This is a genomic window from Evansella cellulosilytica DSM 2522 (genome assembly GCF_000177235.2).
Classification (GTDB): Bacteria; Bacillota; Bacilli; order Bacillales; family Salisediminibacteriaceae; genus Evansella; species Evansella cellulosilytica.
In genome coordinates, this window is record NC_014829.1 from 2426765 (window position 1) to 2444515 (window position 17751).

The window sequence follows — 17751 nt, forward strand, 5'->3', positions numbered from 1 at the left end:
AATGACCAAAAAGGCAGTGGTTAAATGCATTTAAAGACCCTACCTTCAGGCGCATTTGAAACTGAAAACCTTCATTTTCGATCTATTGACTTTGATGACAAAATGGCTATTTACAACTTATACTCAGATCCAAAAGTATTGCAGTTAGAAAAAAGTAATCCAATTCATAGTTTGAAAGAAGCTGAAAATTTAATAAGATTAATGAAAGCGTCGCATCATGATCCTCATCAGCTATTCTGGGGAGTAACGCTCAAAGATAATCAAAGTTTAATTGGTACTTGCGGATTTAAAAACTGGGACCGAAGCTCTTCTCATGCTGAAATCGGGGGTCATTTAAATAGTAAATACTGGGGAAATGGCTATGCAACGGAATCTTTACGTGCTCTTATACACTATGGATTTACAATGATGTCTCTTAACAAAATTTATGCGATGACAAACTGCCAAAATGATATTGTGATAAAAATCTTAAATAAATATCGGTTCAATTTGGAAGGTAGGTTAAGAGAACATCATTATGTGAACAAAACGTTCACAGATGTTTTCGTTTATTCTATGTTAAAACGTGAATACTTGAATTAATACTTTTATAGTTGTGATTGACTCAAAAGGGTGCCTTTATCCTTTTGAGTCAATCTTAAAGTATTTGGGGAGTCGCGGCAATCACTTTGAGAGCGATTAAATTCTCATTCACTCGTATTAATCTCATATAACGTGACACAATCTCTGATTATTTTAAAAAAGACATAAGACAAGCTTTGTTAAGCCTATTATAATCTTTAGAATATGTCTGTTATAATGAAAAAGTATCGTAATTAAGGAGGGTTATTTCATGGGTAAATGGGCTTTTGTATCAGATTTTGATGGTACGATATCGAAACAAGACTTTTATTGGATGGTCATTGAAAAATACTTCCCTGAAGGTAATGATTTATATAAAAAATGGAAAGCGGCAGTGTTGAAAGATATAGACTTTTTATCAGCTATATTTACTTCCATTCATCAAGAAGAGAAACAAATAGTCGAAGATATTTTATCACTACCTATTGATGAGTACGTGCCAACTTTTATTGAAAATGTACAGAAAAACGGCGGAGATTTTTATATTTTAAGTGCTGGAACAGATTATTATATTAATCATGTATTAAAAAAATACGATATAAAAAACGTTGAAGTGTTTTCAAATGAAGGCTACTTTAAAGATAATAATGTACATATGAACATCGACGAGAAAAATTGGCATTATTCAGAGAGGTATGGAATAGATAAAGCAAAGGTAATTAAAAAACTTAAGGAAAAGTATGACACTATTTATTTTGCTGGTGACAGTGAACCTGATACTCATCCAGCAAAATTTGCAACGATGACTTTTGCTAAAGACGCACTAAAGGAGCTGTTACGTTCAAATGACGTACCTTTTGTTCCTTATGAAAACTTTACAGATATCGAGAATTATTTAATAAAACATGGAGAAATTTGCAAATGACAGTAACGAACATACCTATTCCTGCTATTTTAAAAATAAATAACGGTGTTGCCTTTAAGCTTAATGATCTATTAGTGAAACATCAATTTTCAAATGCACTTATTTTATTCGATCAGATCATGTTTGATACATACGGTAAGGACATTCATCTTTCTTTTTCATCAATCGAGATAGATACACACGTACTTCCTCCCCACCTAGACATTCAGGAACTGATTGTTAAGGCTTTTGAAATGAAGCGTTATGATGTTGTTATAGCGATGGGTGGAGGCGAAGTAATAGATTACGGGAAATACATTTCATTTTCTAGAAGGTGCCCGTTCATCAGTATTCCTACCTCCGCTTCTAATGATGGGTTTGCTAGTAGTAACTGTTCTCTTTACGTAAATGGTAAAAAAACGACAGTGCCAGCTAAAGTACCATTTGGTATCATTGCAGATTTAGACATTATTAGTACAGCTCCTAAAAAATTTATTTTAGCTGGAGTTGGGGATTTATTATCTAATATCACTGCTTTATACGACTGGGAATATGAAGAAACTAAGGGAGTAAGTGATGTTAACGCGTTTTCATTAGTATTAAGTAAAAAAGGAGTCAATAGCTTTATTCGAACACCAATGGATGATATTAAAAGTCCTATTTTTTTGAAGGAATTAGTCAGTTCCTTAACAATGGGTGGGATTGCAACAGTTATCAGTGGTAATAGTGCACCGATAAGTGGGTCTGAGCATATGATTTCTCACGCTTTAGATAAAATAGCAAAAAATCCACAGATGCATGGCATTCAAGTAGGCATTGCTACTTACATAATGGCTCATGTTCAAAAACACCGTGCAGAAAGAATATATAAAGTACTACATCGAACTGGTTTTTTTGAATATGTGAAGCAATTACCACTAATTAAAGAAGAATACATCGAGGCAATAGATTTAGCTCCTACTATGAAACCAGACCGACATACATACTTACATGAAGAAAAGTATCGTAATGCGGCAAAGGAATTTATAAATATCGATCCAATGTTACAGGGAATTTTTAAATATGAGAAATAAAAAAAGATGATCCCTTGCTCCACAAAGCTAAGGGTCATCTTACTTAATTAAAGAATTTAAGGATTTATAAATTTTTCCACTTGTCTACACCCTGGTGCAATCACCCCTTATAACCTGATCAATTAAAAGTAAAAATGCTAGTTATAGATGAAATTCCACCGCTTAAAAAAACGTTATAACAGCTTTGTGACGCTGTTATAACGTTTTTTTATTTTGTTAACTTTATTTCAAGGTTACTTTTTAATTTAAAAATCATCACTCTTTCTCCAGTAGATGTACTAATGTCAGTATGGAAACTTTTCACTTCTTCACTAGTAATCGTTCCAATCATTTCTTTCAACGTATCAACACCAGTTTCAATTAAATCAGAACGTGTCTTTTTTATTGTTGTCATCCCTTCCATCGTTTGACAAAGTGCATATTCAGCTGGAGTTAAAATACCGTGTAATGTAACGATGATCATGTCCCTAAGTATATCGGTTTTGACGGATACAGATCCTCTACCTAGAAAATCCTTTTCCCATTGTGTCAATGCTTTGCTAATTTCGGATTCAATCGTTCCTTTCGTACTCATATTACTCCCCTTCTCCTAAAGAAACTAACTATCAAATGAAATAGAAAATGAATATAAGAAAAGCTTATCTATTAATGTTGGTAATGTCAATTTCATTTAAATAAGAGAATCATTTTATTTTTCATACGCTTCTTCTGTTACAATACGTTGACTTTTAGTATGCTCAGGCAATTTGATCACTTTAGCCATTAATATAGATAGTACACAAAAGAGGCTAGCAATAATAAATGCTTGTGTAAAAGATATAGCATTTAAGACAAATGGGCCCACAAAAGCAGAAATACCATAAGCTTGATACATTAATCCATAATTACTTCCTATATTTTTCGTTCCATAAAAATCAGCTGTCACAGAAGGGAATAACGATAGGAACCCCCCGAATCCAAATCCGATTATCGATACACTGACTAAAAATAATGTATAATTCATTGTTCCGAAGCTCATGAAAAGCAAAACGAGTGTAGTTAATATATAAATGAAAATTAAAGTATTAATACGACCGAATCGATCAGAAATGTTACCAAGAATAATTCTTCCTGCTGCATTAAAAATGGCAATAACCATAACTGCATTTGCTGCCTTTTCAATGTTTACACCTGCAACTTCAACTCCGATATCTACTGCAAAACTAATGACCATTAGTCCTGTCATCGTTCCGAATAAAAACATAAACCATAATAAATAAAATTGATGTGTACGAAGCATTTCTTTAGGTGAAAATTGTCTTGTAGGCTTTATCAACTTTACGCTATTAGCATGTTTAGTTTCGTTCGTTAATAATGCTGATGGTGGATTTTTTAATAATTGTGCTCCAGCAACGACAAAAAATAAATAAATGAAGCCTAAGTATAGAAAAGTATTGGAAACGCCTGTCATATTGATAAGTCCAGTAATAACAGGTTGGTATACTAAACCACCTAAACCAAAGCCTGCTACTGCTAGTCCACTTATTAAACCTCTCTTATCGGGAAACCATTTTACACATGCAGATAGTGGACAAACATAAGTCATACCGATACCAGCACCACCGATAACACCATAAAATAAATATAATTGGAAAAGAGTTGTTGCTTGGCTAGATAAAATGAGACCGATACCGAGCAATATACCACCTATTGTAGCTACCCACCTTGGTCCTATCTTGTCTTGTAACCTTCCAGCAAAAATTGTAAAAAAAGCAAAAACTGCAATAGTGATCGAAAATGTGAAAACAACATCTTCTCTAGCCCAGCCAAATTTGTTGATTAAAGGCTGATTAAATAAGCTCCATGCGTATACCGCACCTAGGTTAATTTGTATAATAATCGCACCTAATACTACAAACCATCGATTCAAAATAAAGCCTCCTTTAACGTCATACCCTCTTTTTGTAAGCGTTTCAATATAAAAAAGACCAACGTTGATGAATTACCAACGTTGGTCTCTATTGTACTCACTTGTGTGTTTACTTAAGCTACCAATGATAAAATTTTTAGTTGTCTTTTACCATGATTTCTTTCTCCCTTGTATTCACACTGAAGAAAGCTATCAACTCTAATTGAAAGTATTATATGCCATTTATGTGATTGTTGTCAATAAGAAAAACAACACCTGATTTTCAATCTGGACTAACAAAGATCGAATTAAAATATATTAAATGAAACGTTAAAAGAACGTTTTTATGATATCTTCATTTTTGTTACATACTTGGCATACATATTCGATTTCAAGTGCATCTTCCCTTATAATGTGTAACGTATCTTTTTTACAGTTTTTGCAGTAGCGCTCTTCTTGAACCTCTTTCAATGTAATCACCACGATTTTATGTTATATTTTCTATTAGCATTTTATAAAAAGCTATTCAATATACGCTTTCGAAGGATAAGTATCATCCCCCATGTAAAAAATAAGAAATGAGGTGATAATGTTGCGCATAGGATATGCTTGTATTAACACGACGATTCCTACAAAGTTTAGAACTTGTCGCTTACATACTTATGAAATGAAGGGTGAAGAAATAATAAAAGAACTAACTCTTCATAATTTAGAGCAAATATTAATGACTTTAAAATGGAATGTGAAACATGATATATTTTTTTACCGGATAAGTACAGAGACAATCCCTCTAGGTAGTCATGAAAAAATGACTTGGAAATGGTGGATTGACGAGGATATTTTATCTCTTACAAACAAAATAAAAGTGTTTAAAGATCGCTATAATATCCGACTTTCTATGCATCCAGGTCAATATACAGTTTTAAGTACTCCTAGAGAGAACGTATTAAGTAGATCTTTAGCTGACCTTGAGTACCATGATCGTTTGTTACAACTCGTTGGAGGCACAGATATGATCATTCATGGTGGAGGTCAGTATGGAAATATGCCTGAAGCAAAGGATCGATTTATAAAAAATTATTCCAATCTTTCTTCATCAATAAAAAGCAAGCTTCGATTAGAAAATGATGATCGTACTTACCAATTAAAGGATGTCCTAGATATTTCAACAATGTGCAATATTCCAGTCTGCTTTGATATTCACCATCACCGTTGTAACAACGATAATCAACCACTTAAACCAATGCTAAAAGAAGTTTTTTCTTCTTGGATGAATGTTGACATTCCTAAAGTTCATATAAGCTCAGGAAAAACAAGTGTTACAGATAGAAGTCATCATGATTATGTTTTTAAAGAGGATTTTCTACATTTATTAACAATTATAGAAGGAATTGATGTTGATATAATGGTTGAGGCAAAAATGAAGGAAAAAGCAGTACTCCGTATTTATGATGAATGTTTCAGTCAAAGTAAATGAAAAAAGATGACTCAAATGGTGCCATTTTTACCAAATGAGTCATCCTTTACGTATTGTCTGTGAGACCGCCATAATCATTAAGGATTTGCGCGCGAAGTATGATAATATAGCTTTCACCTCAGACGATATGTTCTTGTTCATGCTTCATTTGTTCTATTTCCTTTATTCTATCTTCATTGATCACTTTACTAAGTGAATTCCCTTTAAGTAAAAACTTCAAATGATCTATTGGCATTGCACCTCTACCTTTATTATTACTCAAAGTAAATTTAACAGTTTTTTCCCCAACATAAGTAATCTCTAACATATCAGAACCAAAATAAATATCTTTTATTAATGAGGCAATCTCAAATTTTGTCCCTATATCTATCTTCATACGTGGTAACTCCTTTGTTTAACGTTTCTAATTAGTATGTCGATACGAATATTATTCATACATCTTTTAACCAGTTTTACTGAATTAATCATCTGATCGCAACGAAGTGTTCTGACTTTTTGAATTTTCATTAATGACTTCCTCAATCATTTGCATATGAACAGTTGCCCAAGCTTTTTCACGAAAGTGTACAGCTACACTAAAGGTAACACCTAATATATATATCCCAACAAAGAGTAACCACATATAGCTATCATCATTTTCGAAAAATGATTGAACTTGATTACTAAAGATAAACAGTATCCAAGGAATAGTTGATACAAGAATCGGAATTAATCCGGAACCAGTTTTTTCTTTAGTCATACGAAAGTGGATATTTTTTAATGTTAACGTATCAAGTGGACTATAAAATTTATATATTTCCTTTAGTTCTTGAATTTCTTTTAAATTTGAAATCTTTCTCCCTTTTCTAACTTCCTTCTTTAGTTTTAAGTAAAACTTATGTGCATCGCCTCGTAATGAAAACATATTCTCCTCCTTTGCGACAATGTTGCAAACCGAAAGAGTGCATGTATCGTATCTCTCACCTGTGTAATTATAGGATGCCATTTTTTCGATATAATATGTTAAAAGGTATACAAAGCACAAAAGTGCATATTTTTTTTATTTATCGATTGTAATTGTTAAACTATATATATTGTAAACAGACTAAACAGAAGGAAGGCAAACACGATGACACCCTATCGAGAACAGCAAAAATTAAATCATATATCGTTTTCAGTCCTTGATTTGGCACCTATTTTAGATGGTAGTGACGCAAGAACATCATTTAAAAATACGCTGGATTTAGCACAGCATGCTGAAAAGTGGAATTATAAAAGGTATTGGCTAGCCGAGCATCATAATATGCCTGGAATTGCAAGCTCAGCAACCTCAATAGTAATTGGTCATGTTGCATCCGGTACTAATAAGATTCGAGTTGGGGCTGGAGGTATTATGTTACCTAATCATGCTCCATTAGTGATTGCAGAGCAATTTGGTACATTAGAATCTCTTTTTCCAGGACGTATTGACCTAGGCTTAGGCAGAGCCCCTGGTACAGACCAAAGAACGGCTCACTCATTAAGGCGGGGACAGTTTTCTGATGGTCAAGATTTTCCAGAACAACTAGAAGAATTGAGAGCTTATTTTGACCCAAATTTACTGGATGATCCTCTCGCTGTTCGAGCCATACCAGGAGAAGGATTAACTATTCCAATATGGCTATTAGGATCTAGTGGTTTCAGTGCCCGTCTAGCTGCAAAATTAGGATTGCCATTTTCTTTTGCAAGCCATTTTTCACCGGAAAACACATTACCTGCTCTTGAGTTATATTTTGATCAGTTTCAGCCTTCGCATATTCTCAGTGAGCCTTATGCAATGGCTGGTGTCAATATAATAGCTGCTGATAGTACGGATGAAGCACATTACTTGGCCTCGTCCATGAAGATGCAATTCTTGAATCTAATAAGAAATAATCCAGGCCAATTACAAAAGCCAGTTCATGACGTAAAAGAATTCTGTTCTCCGTATGAGAATGCCATTTTAGAAAAGCAGCTAGGGTCGTCTTTCATAGGTGATAAAGATACGGTGAAAAAAGAATTAGAAGCTTTTGTAAAGGATACAGGTGTTAATGAAATAATCATTAATAGTCAAATTTATGACCACCAGGCTAGATTACGTTCATATGAGATAATAAGTGAACTAATGAATGAAGTTTAAAAGAGGTTGACTCAAAAGGTAGATCTTTTACCTTTTGAGTCAACCTCCAAGCAATGTGCGTAGTCACCGCAATCCCTTAAAAACCACTATAAATGGTTTTTTAAAAGATAAATATAAATTTGGCAGTGGAATTTTACCGCCGTGCGTACTAGCGAGAAGAGAACCCCTAGTACTTTAAGAGCTACGGCGAAATTCCACTACTTCTAAGAAAAACTAAAATGCGAAAACATGATTACCAATCGTTGTAGAAACTGTGCGACTCCTTACCCACTGGTCATTTGTTTTAGAGGGGTTATAAAAGTAAAGAGATCCGTTTGTAGGGTCTTCCCCGTTTAGTGCACGTCTAGCCGCTTCCATATTAGTATTATTAGGGTTTGCTGTAGATAAAGTACCATTACCAGCAGGGCTAAACTGGAAATGACCGTGACTTCGTTCAAATAATACTTCTTGAATAGTGTTAGGAAATAAGTTACTTTTCACTCTATTCATAATGACAGCTCCTACAGCTATTTGACCTTGTAGAGACTCTCCTCTCGCTTCTGCGAAAATCATCTTTGCTAACCATAATAAATCTTCTTGGTTTACTTGTTCGCTAACTTGTGTAGGTGTAGAGTGGGGTGTGGATGCCCCTGGAATTGTTAACGTTTGACCTACTCGAATGAGGTCAGAAGTTAGTTGATTGGCATTTCGAATTGCTGCAACGGTCGTTCCATTACGGGCAGCAATAGTAGATAAAGAGTCCCCAGCAACAACGGTATACGTAAATGTTTCTTGTGGAGCATTAGACTGCGTTCCTGTGCTAGCCCCTGGAATTGTTAACGTTTGACCTACTCGAATCAGGTCGGAAGTTAGCTGATTGGCATTTCGAATTGCCGCAACGGTCGTTCCATTACGGGCAGCAATAGTAGATAGAGAGTCCCCTGCAACAACGGTATACGTAAATGTTTCTTGTGGAGCATTAGACTGCGTTCCTGTGCTAGCCCCTGGAATTGTTAACGTTTGACCTACTCGAACTAGGTCAGAAGTTAGTTGATTGGCATTTCGAATTGCTGCAACGGTCGTTCCATTACGGGCAGCAATAGTAGATAAAGAATCTCCTGCAACAACGGTATACGTAGACGTTTGTTGAGGAGCATTTGTTTGTACTCCGGTATGAGAGCCCGGAATCGTTAACGTTTGACCTACTCGGATCAGGTCGGAAGTCAGTTGATTAGCGCTTCTAATTGCATCGACTGTTGTATTTGTTTCAGCAGCAATCTTTGATAGCGAATCTCCTGCCTTCACCGTATATGTAGCTTGTACACTGAAGCTACTTAATTGATTTGAGGCTTCTGCTACAGTTGGCTTAATAGGTGCGAACGCCATTGTAGCAACTAAAATGGCACCACTCATTACTTTGATAGCGGTAATTTTTAGATTAGGAAGTTTTTCTTTTACATAATGATTTGCTTCAGATTTTAATGTATTTGTTTCATTACTTTCTATACTACCTAGTTCTTTTGAAAATTCCTCAAGCTGATTATTTAAGTAAAGAATAACTTCAGCACCATGTATCGTCTGATTAATTTTATAATGTGTGAATATATTCATCATTCTCTCACCTCTTACTGTTACTATTTCCATAAATTCGTTTTATAATGAAATGAATTTATAGTAAAAATAGTCAGGTCAGAGTAAGGATTATATAAATCAAGGAGGAAAAGAAATGTCTAGTTATGGAGAAATAGTTACAGGGATTTATAAGACAGGGAAATACGTGGGGAAAATAACAGAAGAAAAAGGGGATCGCTCTGTGGTACAAGTATTAGCAGTTTTAAAACATCCACAACAAGGCGATCTACATCAAGGGAAAAGCGCGCAAGTACCATATTTTCACGAAAGAAGAGCTTTAAGCTACCTAGAAAAAACAAATATTCCTAATGTTTACATCAAGGCATTCGAAGGTGAAGTACCTAATTATGAAGAATCTTTAAAATTATCTTTATTAAAGGCGAAGGAAGAACTTCAAAGAGAATCGAGTGATTATGCAAATAAAGCATTATTACTACTTAACAAACTAGAAACAGAATATTTTAAATAAACATCATATATTGAGGAAAAGAGATTGCTAAACATCCCCTTTACATAAATCAAAATAAGTAAAGAGGATGACTCAAAAGGTAAAAAAATCGACCTTATGAGTCATCCTCCTTGTTTCTATATACCTCTCGCAAAAAAATTAAACAGTTGTTTAAGTAAGGGGTATCTATTAAAAACTTTTATTTAAACTGCCTGTGCAATATTTCCGAAATTAATAAAAAACAACAGCAGCATAAGTAATATCGAGATGACAATCCTCCAGGGCAGGAATGTTTGCATTGACTCGACCCCCATCCACTTTTATATGTAATTTAAGACTACCATAAAATAATCGTTTAAATGTTAAAAAAGTGTAGAGAGTATGTAAATTTTACAAAAACAGCTACTTGATTACAGAAAATAATTCTTCTAAATGCTTGATTTCATACGTTGGAATTACTTCATTTCTCGTTTTGTCTTCACGATTTATCCATACTGATTTTATGCCTACTCTATTAGCGCCTAAAATATCCGTCATTAAGTTATCTCCGACCATCACGACTTCATCCTTATTGTACGGTACTAATGAAAGTGCATATTCAAAAATACTTGGATCAGGTTTCCCTTTTCCGAAACCACCAGAAATGACAATATGATCAAAATAAGGAACGAGCTCTGGAGTAATATTGAGCTTTGTATTTTGCAAATCAGGAGATCCATTAGTAATTAATACTAAACAATAATCATCTTTAAGTTGGTCTAATACGTTAAATGTTTCTTCATAAACAAACGGTTTTTTCTTTCTTTCTTCAGGAAAACGTTCTGCTAGCTCTTCACCAAAAGTAGGGTCATCAATACCTAAAGCATTTAATCCTCTTGTCCATGCCTCTTTTCTATAAGTAGGAACAATATCTTTCATTTTTCTAAAATTGTCATCATCATCTAAAAAGTTGCCCCATAACCCTTCAAAAGGATTAATACCAATCATTTTCGTGAAATCATACGTTTCATAAGAAGCATATAGTGTTGTCGCTTCTTCTCGAACAGCTGCTTCCAATTGTTCTGGCTGTAAATCATATTTTGTATTTGCATATTCACAAGTCGCTCTAAAGGCTTCTTTTACACTCCTTTTGTCCCATAATAGCGTGTCATCTAAATCAAAAAATATCGACTTAATCATGTGGTCTTGTCTCCCCTTTTACTCTAAAATACTGAATATTTGTGTATTTATATAAAAGAGTACCTTTAATTTAAGGACAAGTAAATAAAAAATTTTATTAATAATATCAAAATCCCACAGTCTAATAACTGTGGGTAATCTATGTGAACAGCTACGTAAGAGCTGAGTTTTTATTTTTTGTTTGCTTCTCCCTCTCGCTTCATAGAACATATTCCACCCTCAAACCCCTAATAAACCACAGACAAGCTAATTTTTGTAAAAAAAATCAATTGTGTAAACCCATTAAACATGAAAAATTGCAGATTGGAAATGATAACGCTAAAAGCTGTAAGGAGTTTTTCATCATGTCTATTGATGCAATAATTATGGGGATTGCATTTATATGTATACATTTGTTCGCTAATGACCTTCTCCCTTCTGGTCGAATTCAACGTTTAAAATGGTTTTCATTTTCCGGAGGTTTAGCGGTTTCCTATGTTTTTGTATACGTTCTCCCTACCCTACATAAAGAACAAATCACAGTGAAGAAGTATAGTGATTATTTAACAATGGAATCAGAATTATATTTTGTTGGGTTAATTGGTTTACTAATATTTTACGGAATTCAAAAGGTGGTTAGAAAGGCACAAAAGGAAGGAGAAAATAAGAAGGCACGAACATTATTTTGGATGCAAATATTGTTTTTTGGCTTATATAATGCACTTGTATCCTATACCGTCATCTCACACGAAGTTTTAGGGATTCAAGCAGTGTTTTATGGGTTAGCTGTTGGAATGCATTTTACTGCCGTAGCCCATGATTTATGGAGGGAATACGAAGATATATATAATCGAGTAGGAAGATATGTTCTTGCTGCAGGAATTCTTATGGGATGGATCTTTGGTGTTAACGTTTCCCTTCCACCAGTAACAGAAACAATCATTTTTGCTTTTATATCAGGTGCTATGATCTTAAACGTTTTAAAATATGAGCTACCTCCAGATGAGGAAGCCCATTTTCCGACATTCGCCATTGGTGTTATCTCCTATACCTCGATTACGATGTCTTTAAAATTCTTCTTTCAATGGTAAAATGAGTTTTTACTAATAACGATAACTGCTATACTAATGAAAAAGGATTTTTAAGGAGTAACGTATGTTCGATCCAACAATATACGATAATTTAAAAGTTGTATTAGAAGGTAAAATATATGAGCATGATTTTTCGGGTGATATTATAATTACAAATCGTGAAGATATTGTAGATCTAGCTACGATGTCACGTATGTTTTCCATAAAATTTACCCTTGCTTCTTCTCAGTTCAAACACCAACATTGTGAATTGGTGCTTTCCAGTACAATGGAGGACTTTGCAACAGAAATGCTTGACGAAAATGAGCACGATGCGGGTTGTAGCTTGTACGTCTATTTCCATTCGAAAATACGAGATGTCGAAAAAGATTGCTCGACCATTCAACGACACTTAAATATGATCTGGAACGGAAGACCAATGATCACCCAAAAAGTATCTTTTCTATATGGGAATGATGATACGCTTCTAAATGAAACGAAATTACATTTCAACCGTAAAATTAATGAAGAACAAATACAAGATGTTCCCTCACTCCTCGATTATTGTATACAATCTCTAACGTTCTTTCATAAACATTATAAGAGATCCAATTAGTTAAGGGTAATACAAAAGATTGCTTTTTACTTTATGAATCAACCTCTATGCAATGAGTAGAGACGCTGCATTCCCTTAAAGACCACTATAAGTGGTTTTTTTATATAGCTTTTGGGACACCCTCTGCTTGATAGTGGTGTTATTGCCGGAATTTTCTCCATAAAAATTAGATTTATGTTAAAATATGGTTAATATATTCATAGATTGAAGGTGGTTTATATTAGTTTTAATAGTGATGTTATTTTAGAAATTAGAGGGCTCTCTAAAAGTTTTGGCTCAAAGAAAGTTTTAAGCAATATTGATTTAACTATTAAGAAAGGAGAAATTATTGGCTATATTGGACCGAATGGTGCTGGTAAAAGTACAACAGTGAAAATAATGCTCGGTTTAATCGATCAGTATCAGGGTGCTATTCATATTTTTGGTCAAAGTATTGCTAACAACCACACATATAAAGCTCGTATAGGTTATGTACCTGAAACTGCTGATATATATGAAAATTTAACTGCTTATGAATATTTAATGTTTATTGGTGGTTTATATGGATTAGACCAGAAAGACATTGAAAGAAAAGCAGAAAGACTGGTTGAATTATTAGGGATTAAGGAAGCATACAATACGCGTATTACATCCTTTTCAAAAGGAATGAAACAAAAGGTTCTTATTATTGCTAGTCTTTTACATAACCCAGATTTGTTATTTTTAGATGAACCATTAAGTGGACTAGATGCTAATAGCGTTATGATTGTAAAAGAGATCCTTGCACAACTAGCATCTGAAGGAAAAACAATTTTTTACTCATCTCATATTATGGATGTCGTTGAAAAGATAAGTCATCGTATCGTACTCCTACAAGATGGTAAGCTCGTTGCTGATGGTAGCTTTGAAGAACTAAAAGGTCATAATATGGAAGGAACGCTGGAGGAAATATTTAATCAACTAACTGGTTTTAATGAGCATAAACAAATAGCAGAGAATTTTGTCTCCATCGTCAAAGAGGGATAACGTATGAGAGAGTTTCCTACATTAAAATTTATAGATAAATTCAAATGGCTTTTTATAAAAATAGGCGTTGATTACACTACGATGAGACTAATCCTTCAAGCTAAACTTCTCATGGACCGCCGCAGAGTTCCAACTGTTTTTAGTAATAATGCAGCCAACAAAAAGCAAACTGACTCTAATCAATTTATCAAGTCTCTCTGGATTTATGCGCTTTTAGGGCTTATACTCATTCCATTTATATTAATGGATGAAAGCTACATTTTTTCAATGAGTATTGTTTTTGCAATATTAATGTTTTTTCTGATGACATCAATGATCTCTGATTTCTCACAAGTTTTACTAGACTTACGTGATAAAAGCATTATTAGTACGAAGCCTGTAGATAAACGAACGATTAATGCAGTTAAAATTGTTCATATTTCTATTTATATGTTCTTTCTATGCGGAACGATTACGGGCATCCCACTTCTCGTGAGTATATTTGCACAAGGGTTTGGCTTCTTCTTCGTTTTTATTACATCGATTATATTAATCAACCTGCTCATTGTTGTCGTGACCGCTTTACTTTATATCCTTATCTTAAAAATGTTTGATGGGGAAAAACTAAAGGATATTATCAATTATGTACAAATAATATTATCAGCTACCATCATTATCGGTTATCAATTAGTGATCCGTTCATTTGAGTTAATCCATTTAGATCTTAGTTTCGATCCTCAGCTGTGGCATGTGCTCCTCCCACCGGTTTGGTACGGTGCTGTATTTGAAATTATTTTCATGAGTAATCAACACATTTATTTTATTATTTTTTCTCTTATTGCTATTCTAATGCCGTTTATTTCGATTTTCATTTATATAAAGAGCATCCCTTCTTTTGAGAGAAATCTAGAAAAATTAATGAGCGCTGGCTCTGAAAGAAAACAGAGACTTCCATATATTGTCCATACAATCGGGAGTTTGATATGTCGAAATAAAGAAGAAAAAACCTTTTATGATTTTACGAGAATCATGCTAAAAAACGAACGGCAATTTAAATTAAAAATATATCCATTGATTGGCTTTTCGTTTTTATTTCCGTTCATCATGATATTTAGCCAAATGAGAATGACATCATTAGAGGAAATTGCGAATAGTCAACAATATTTTTCTATTTATTTTTCGGGATTAATGATTCCTACAGTCGTTTTAATGCTAAGGTATTCTGAACATTATAAAGGAGCATGGATATTTCGAGCGTTACCTATTAAAAGCATTGCATCCTTAAATAAAGGAGCACTAAAGGCTTTTCTCGTACACTTGTATTTACCGGTTTTTCTTTTACTAAGCGCCGCTTTCCTTTATGTTTTCTCAACAAGAATTTTATTGGATTTACTCATCTTTTTCTTAAGTGTACTAATTTACATCGTGATATGCTTTAAAGCCCTTAATACGAATAGGTTATTATTTTCCGAAACCTTTGAAGTTTCACAACAGCAAGGTACAGGTATGGTGCTCCTCCTCTTTGTTCTCGCTTTTTTCTTTTTTATCGTTCACTTCATTGTGTCATTCATACCATTCGGGATATATGTGTATGGAGGAATTTTATTAATATTGAATATTATATTTTGGAAAAAATTATTGTAGAAGAGGGATTGAAAAAGGTGAATATGACGAGGGCACTGAAAAAGTACTTATTCATTAAATATCAGTTATTATTATAAGTTGCACTGTATATAGTGAATTGATGATCCCTGCACAAGCTCGCTTTCCGTGGGCGGCTGGTGAGCCTCCTCAACCTGCGGTCTTTGGGGTCTCACCCCTGCCTTTGATCCCACAGGAGTCTCGCTTGCTCCAGGCTCATCAATTCGTTCTTAAATTATGGATTATGCATATTAATACACGATACAATCATAATTTTCAGTTTTTCAATGGCCTCAAAGAACACCACTTTTTCAGTGCCCTCGAATATGACCTTTTTCAATCTCATAAATTTTACTGTGGATTTTTTTCGATGCTAATTGTTATTTCTGTATCTTCTTCATGATGATCATGTGCTGGATTTGTAACAAAGCAAGCAATGATTAGCCCAATTAAAGAAGTAATAGTTATTACCATAAATGCAACGTTGACACCATGGATATCAGGATTACTGACATTTGTCGCTACATGTGATGTTGTCGTCATTACAGTGACTAAAATAGCAGTGCCAATGGAAGCGGCTACTTGGCGCATCGTATTTGTCATCGCAGTTCCATGTGGGATTAAATGATTTGGCAATTCATTTAAACCAGCAGTTGTTGTAGGCATCATCACCATTGATAGCCCAAACATACGGATAGCGAAAAATATTGTTATGTAAGCAAAAGATGTTACTTCATTCAAGAATGAAAATGGAATTGTTGTAACCATGATAATCGCTAATCCTATAATAGATAACCACCTTGCTCCAACCTTATCAAAAATTTTGCCTGTAATTGGTGACATAAAGCCAGAAACTAACGCCCCAGGCAAAATGGCTAAACCTGCTTCGAAAGGCGTAAAGCTCCTCATATCTTGCATATACAGTGGAATCAATGTCTCTGAACCTATTAGTCCCATAAAAACAATCATACCTAGAATAGTAGTGAGGGTAAATATTTTGTATTTAAAGACACGGAATTCTAGCATTGGATTTTCAAGTACGAATTGTCTAAAGATAAATAAACAAAGAGTAATAATACCAATAGATAATGACATAATTGTTAGCCAATTAGACCATCCATAGTTTCCAACTGCTGTAAACCCGTATAATAAACCTCCAAAGCCGAAGGATGAAAAGATAACGGATAAAATATCTACTTTTGGATTCTTTAAGTCTGTCACATTTTGAAGCTTAAAAATTGAAATAACAATGGACAGTAATGCTATCGGTAATATAATGTAAAACAAAACTCTCCATGAAAAATGAATCATAATAAATCCAGATAAAGCAGGACCAATTGCAGGGGCAAAAGAAATAACTAGCCCTACAAGCCCCATAGCCGCTCCCCTTTTGTTTCTAGGATATACTAACAGGAATACTGTTTGCATTAGTGGCAGCATGACACCCGCACCTGCAGACTGAATAATTCTGCCAGCAATTAAAGTCCCGAAGTTAGGTGCTAATGCACAAACAATTGTTCCAACTGAAAAAATCCCCATTGCCGCTATAAATAACTGTCTCGTCGTAAATTTTTCAATAAAAAAAGCACTGATTGGTATCATAATACCTGAAACGAGCATAAAGACAGTCGTTAGCCATTGTGCTGAATTTGGTGAAATGTTCATTTCATTCATAATTGGTGGGATTGCAGTAATCATTAATGTCTGATTTAGAATCGCTATAAATGAGCCTGCTAATAATAATGTGGTAATCAACTTCTTATTATAGGTTGATGACATATGTATTACACCGTCCTAGCTGATAAATGTATACAGTTACAAGTCGAGAATATTATCATATTAAACTATTTCGAGTTTAGAAACAACTAATTCAAACCGCTTTGAATCTTGTCTTATTGATTTTTCTATCTATATTATTTTTACCTTTAACTTTTAGCCTATTAGAGTGCTGTAACCATTATCTATAAAGATTCAAAACTAATTTTACGAAGCAATTTTTAAGTTTTCTATTACACACAAAAAAGAAGAAGGTGTGCCATAATAATAGATCCTTCAAGGCTACACCCGCCACTCGACCGATAAGAAACAAATTATAGTAGGCTTAGCAGCTTCTCAAATTGCAGTGGGACTGGAATAGGTTAATCCTTCTCCATGCATTGAGGGAGACCCAACAGGTAAAAAAT

Annotated in this window: 17 protein-coding genes; 10 read left to right on the forward strand and 7 right to left on the reverse strand. The window is 34.1% G+C overall.

The genetic code is table 11. The features are described 5' to 3' along the window. The first annotated feature begins 24 nt into the window (after positions 1–24). From BCELL_RS11075 to BCELL_RS11085, 3 genes are all read left to right on the forward strand, one after another. Complete coding sequence (locus tag BCELL_RS11075; RefSeq protein ID WP_013488827.1) at positions 25–582, forward strand: GNAT family N-acetyltransferase; 558 nt, start codon at positions 25–27, stop codon at positions 580–582. Positions 583–832: 250 nt separating this feature from the next. Then, positions 833–1486, forward strand: coding sequence for an MtnX-like HAD-IB family phosphatase (locus BCELL_RS11080; protein ID WP_013488828.1), 654 nt, complete (start codon positions 833–835; stop codon positions 1484–1486). Beyond that, entirely contained in the window at positions 1483–2538 is a 1056-nt protein-coding gene (locus tag BCELL_RS11085; RefSeq protein WP_013488829.1) for an iron-containing alcohol dehydrogenase family protein, read from the forward strand. Before BCELL_RS11080 ends, BCELL_RS11085 begins: the two co-directional genes overlap by 4 nt. 208 nt (positions 2539–2746) lie before the next feature. Here BCELL_RS11085 and BCELL_RS11090 read toward each other — a convergent pair whose 3' ends face one another. Together BCELL_RS11090 and BCELL_RS11095 are read right to left on the reverse strand one after the other, a co-directional pair. Continuing rightward, complete coding sequence (locus BCELL_RS11090) at positions 2747–3112, reverse strand: Na-translocating system protein MpsC family protein (protein WP_013488830.1); 366 nt, start codon at positions 3110–3112, stop codon at positions 2747–2749. Between the two features lie 114 nt (positions 3113–3226). Further along, positions 3227–4447 carry an L-lactate MFS transporter gene (locus BCELL_RS11095; RefSeq protein ID WP_013488831.1) on the reverse strand — a complete coding sequence of 407 codons (1221 nt, stop codon included), beginning with the start codon at positions 4445–4447 and terminating at the stop codon, positions 3227–3229. 568 nt (positions 4448–5015) lie between these two features. Between BCELL_RS11095 and uvsE the strand changes: the two genes are divergently transcribed. Then, entirely contained in the window at positions 5016–5903 is an 888-nt protein-coding gene (uvsE, locus tag BCELL_RS11100) for a UV DNA damage repair endonuclease UvsE (RefSeq protein ID WP_013488832.1), read from the forward strand. Between the two features lie 118 nt (positions 5904–6021). Here the strand turns inward: uvsE and BCELL_RS11105 are convergent, their stop codons facing one another. Together BCELL_RS11105 and BCELL_RS11110 are read right to left on the reverse strand one after the other, a co-directional pair. Further along, positions 6022–6279, reverse strand: coding sequence for a hypothetical protein (locus BCELL_RS11105; RefSeq protein WP_013488833.1), 258 nt, complete (start codon positions 6277–6279; stop codon positions 6022–6024). Between the two features lie 84 nt (positions 6280–6363). After that, positions 6364–6807 carry a hypothetical protein gene (locus BCELL_RS11110; RefSeq protein ID WP_013488834.1) on the reverse strand — a complete coding sequence of 148 codons (444 nt, stop codon included), beginning with the start codon at positions 6805–6807 and terminating at the stop codon, positions 6364–6366. 204 nt (positions 6808–7011) lie between these two features. On the opposite strand from BCELL_RS11110, the gene BCELL_RS11115 reads away from it, so the two are divergent. Further along, positions 7012–8040, forward strand: coding sequence for an LLM class flavin-dependent oxidoreductase (locus BCELL_RS11115; protein WP_013488835.1), 1029 nt, complete (start codon positions 7012–7014; stop codon positions 8038–8040). Positions 8041–8253: 213 nt separating this feature from the next. On the opposite strand, the gene BCELL_RS11120 is transcribed toward BCELL_RS11115, so the two are convergent. After that, positions 8254–9633 (reverse strand): LysM peptidoglycan-binding domain-containing protein, encoded by a 1380-nt coding sequence (locus BCELL_RS11120; RefSeq protein ID WP_013488836.1) that lies wholly within the window; start codon positions 9631–9633, stop codon positions 8254–8256. Between the two features lie 112 nt (positions 9634–9745). Between BCELL_RS11120 and kapB the strand changes: the two genes are divergently transcribed. Beyond that, on the forward strand, positions 9746–10120 hold the full coding sequence (kapB, locus tag BCELL_RS11125; protein ID WP_013488837.1) for a kinase-associated lipoprotein KapB: 375 nt from the start codon (positions 9746–9748) through the stop codon (positions 10118–10120). A 381-nt stretch (positions 10121–10501) separates the two neighbouring features. Here the strand turns inward: kapB and BCELL_RS11130 are convergent, their stop codons facing one another. After that, entirely contained in the window at positions 10502–11278 is a 777-nt protein-coding gene (locus BCELL_RS11130) for an HAD family hydrolase (RefSeq protein ID WP_013488838.1), read from the reverse strand. A 344-nt stretch (positions 11279–11622) separates the two neighbouring features. Here BCELL_RS11130 and BCELL_RS11135 point away from each other — a divergent pair, with 344 nt between their 5' ends. The 4 genes from BCELL_RS11135 to BCELL_RS11150 all read left to right on the forward strand — a co-directional run bounded on the left by BCELL_RS11135 (position 11623) and on the right by BCELL_RS11150 (position 15571). Continuing rightward, positions 11623–12348: a hypothetical protein gene (locus BCELL_RS11135; protein WP_013488840.1), complete on the forward strand. Its 726-nt coding sequence runs from the start codon at positions 11623–11625 to the stop codon at positions 12346–12348. 64 nt (positions 12349–12412) lie between these two features. Continuing rightward, the gene (locus BCELL_RS11140; RefSeq protein ID WP_013488841.1) at positions 12413–12943 is read left to right on the forward strand and encodes a hypothetical protein; all 531 of its coding nucleotides are present in this window, start codon (positions 12413–12415) and stop codon (positions 12941–12943) included. Between the two features lie 210 nt (positions 12944–13153). Then, positions 13154–13948, forward strand: a complete 795-nt coding sequence (locus BCELL_RS11145; RefSeq protein WP_013488842.1) for an ABC transporter ATP-binding protein — start codon at positions 13154–13156, stop codon at positions 13946–13948. 3 nt (positions 13949–13951) lie between these two features. Beyond that, positions 13952–15571, forward strand: coding sequence for a hypothetical protein (locus tag BCELL_RS11150; RefSeq protein ID WP_013488843.1), 1620 nt, complete (start codon positions 13952–13954; stop codon positions 15569–15571). 348 nt (positions 15572–15919) lie between these two features. Here BCELL_RS11150 and BCELL_RS11155 read toward each other — a convergent pair whose 3' ends face one another. Next, complete coding sequence (locus tag BCELL_RS11155) at positions 15920–17347, reverse strand: MDR family MFS transporter (RefSeq protein WP_013488844.1); 1428 nt, start codon at positions 17345–17347, stop codon at positions 15920–15922. Between the last annotated feature and the right edge of the window lie 404 nt (positions 17348–17751).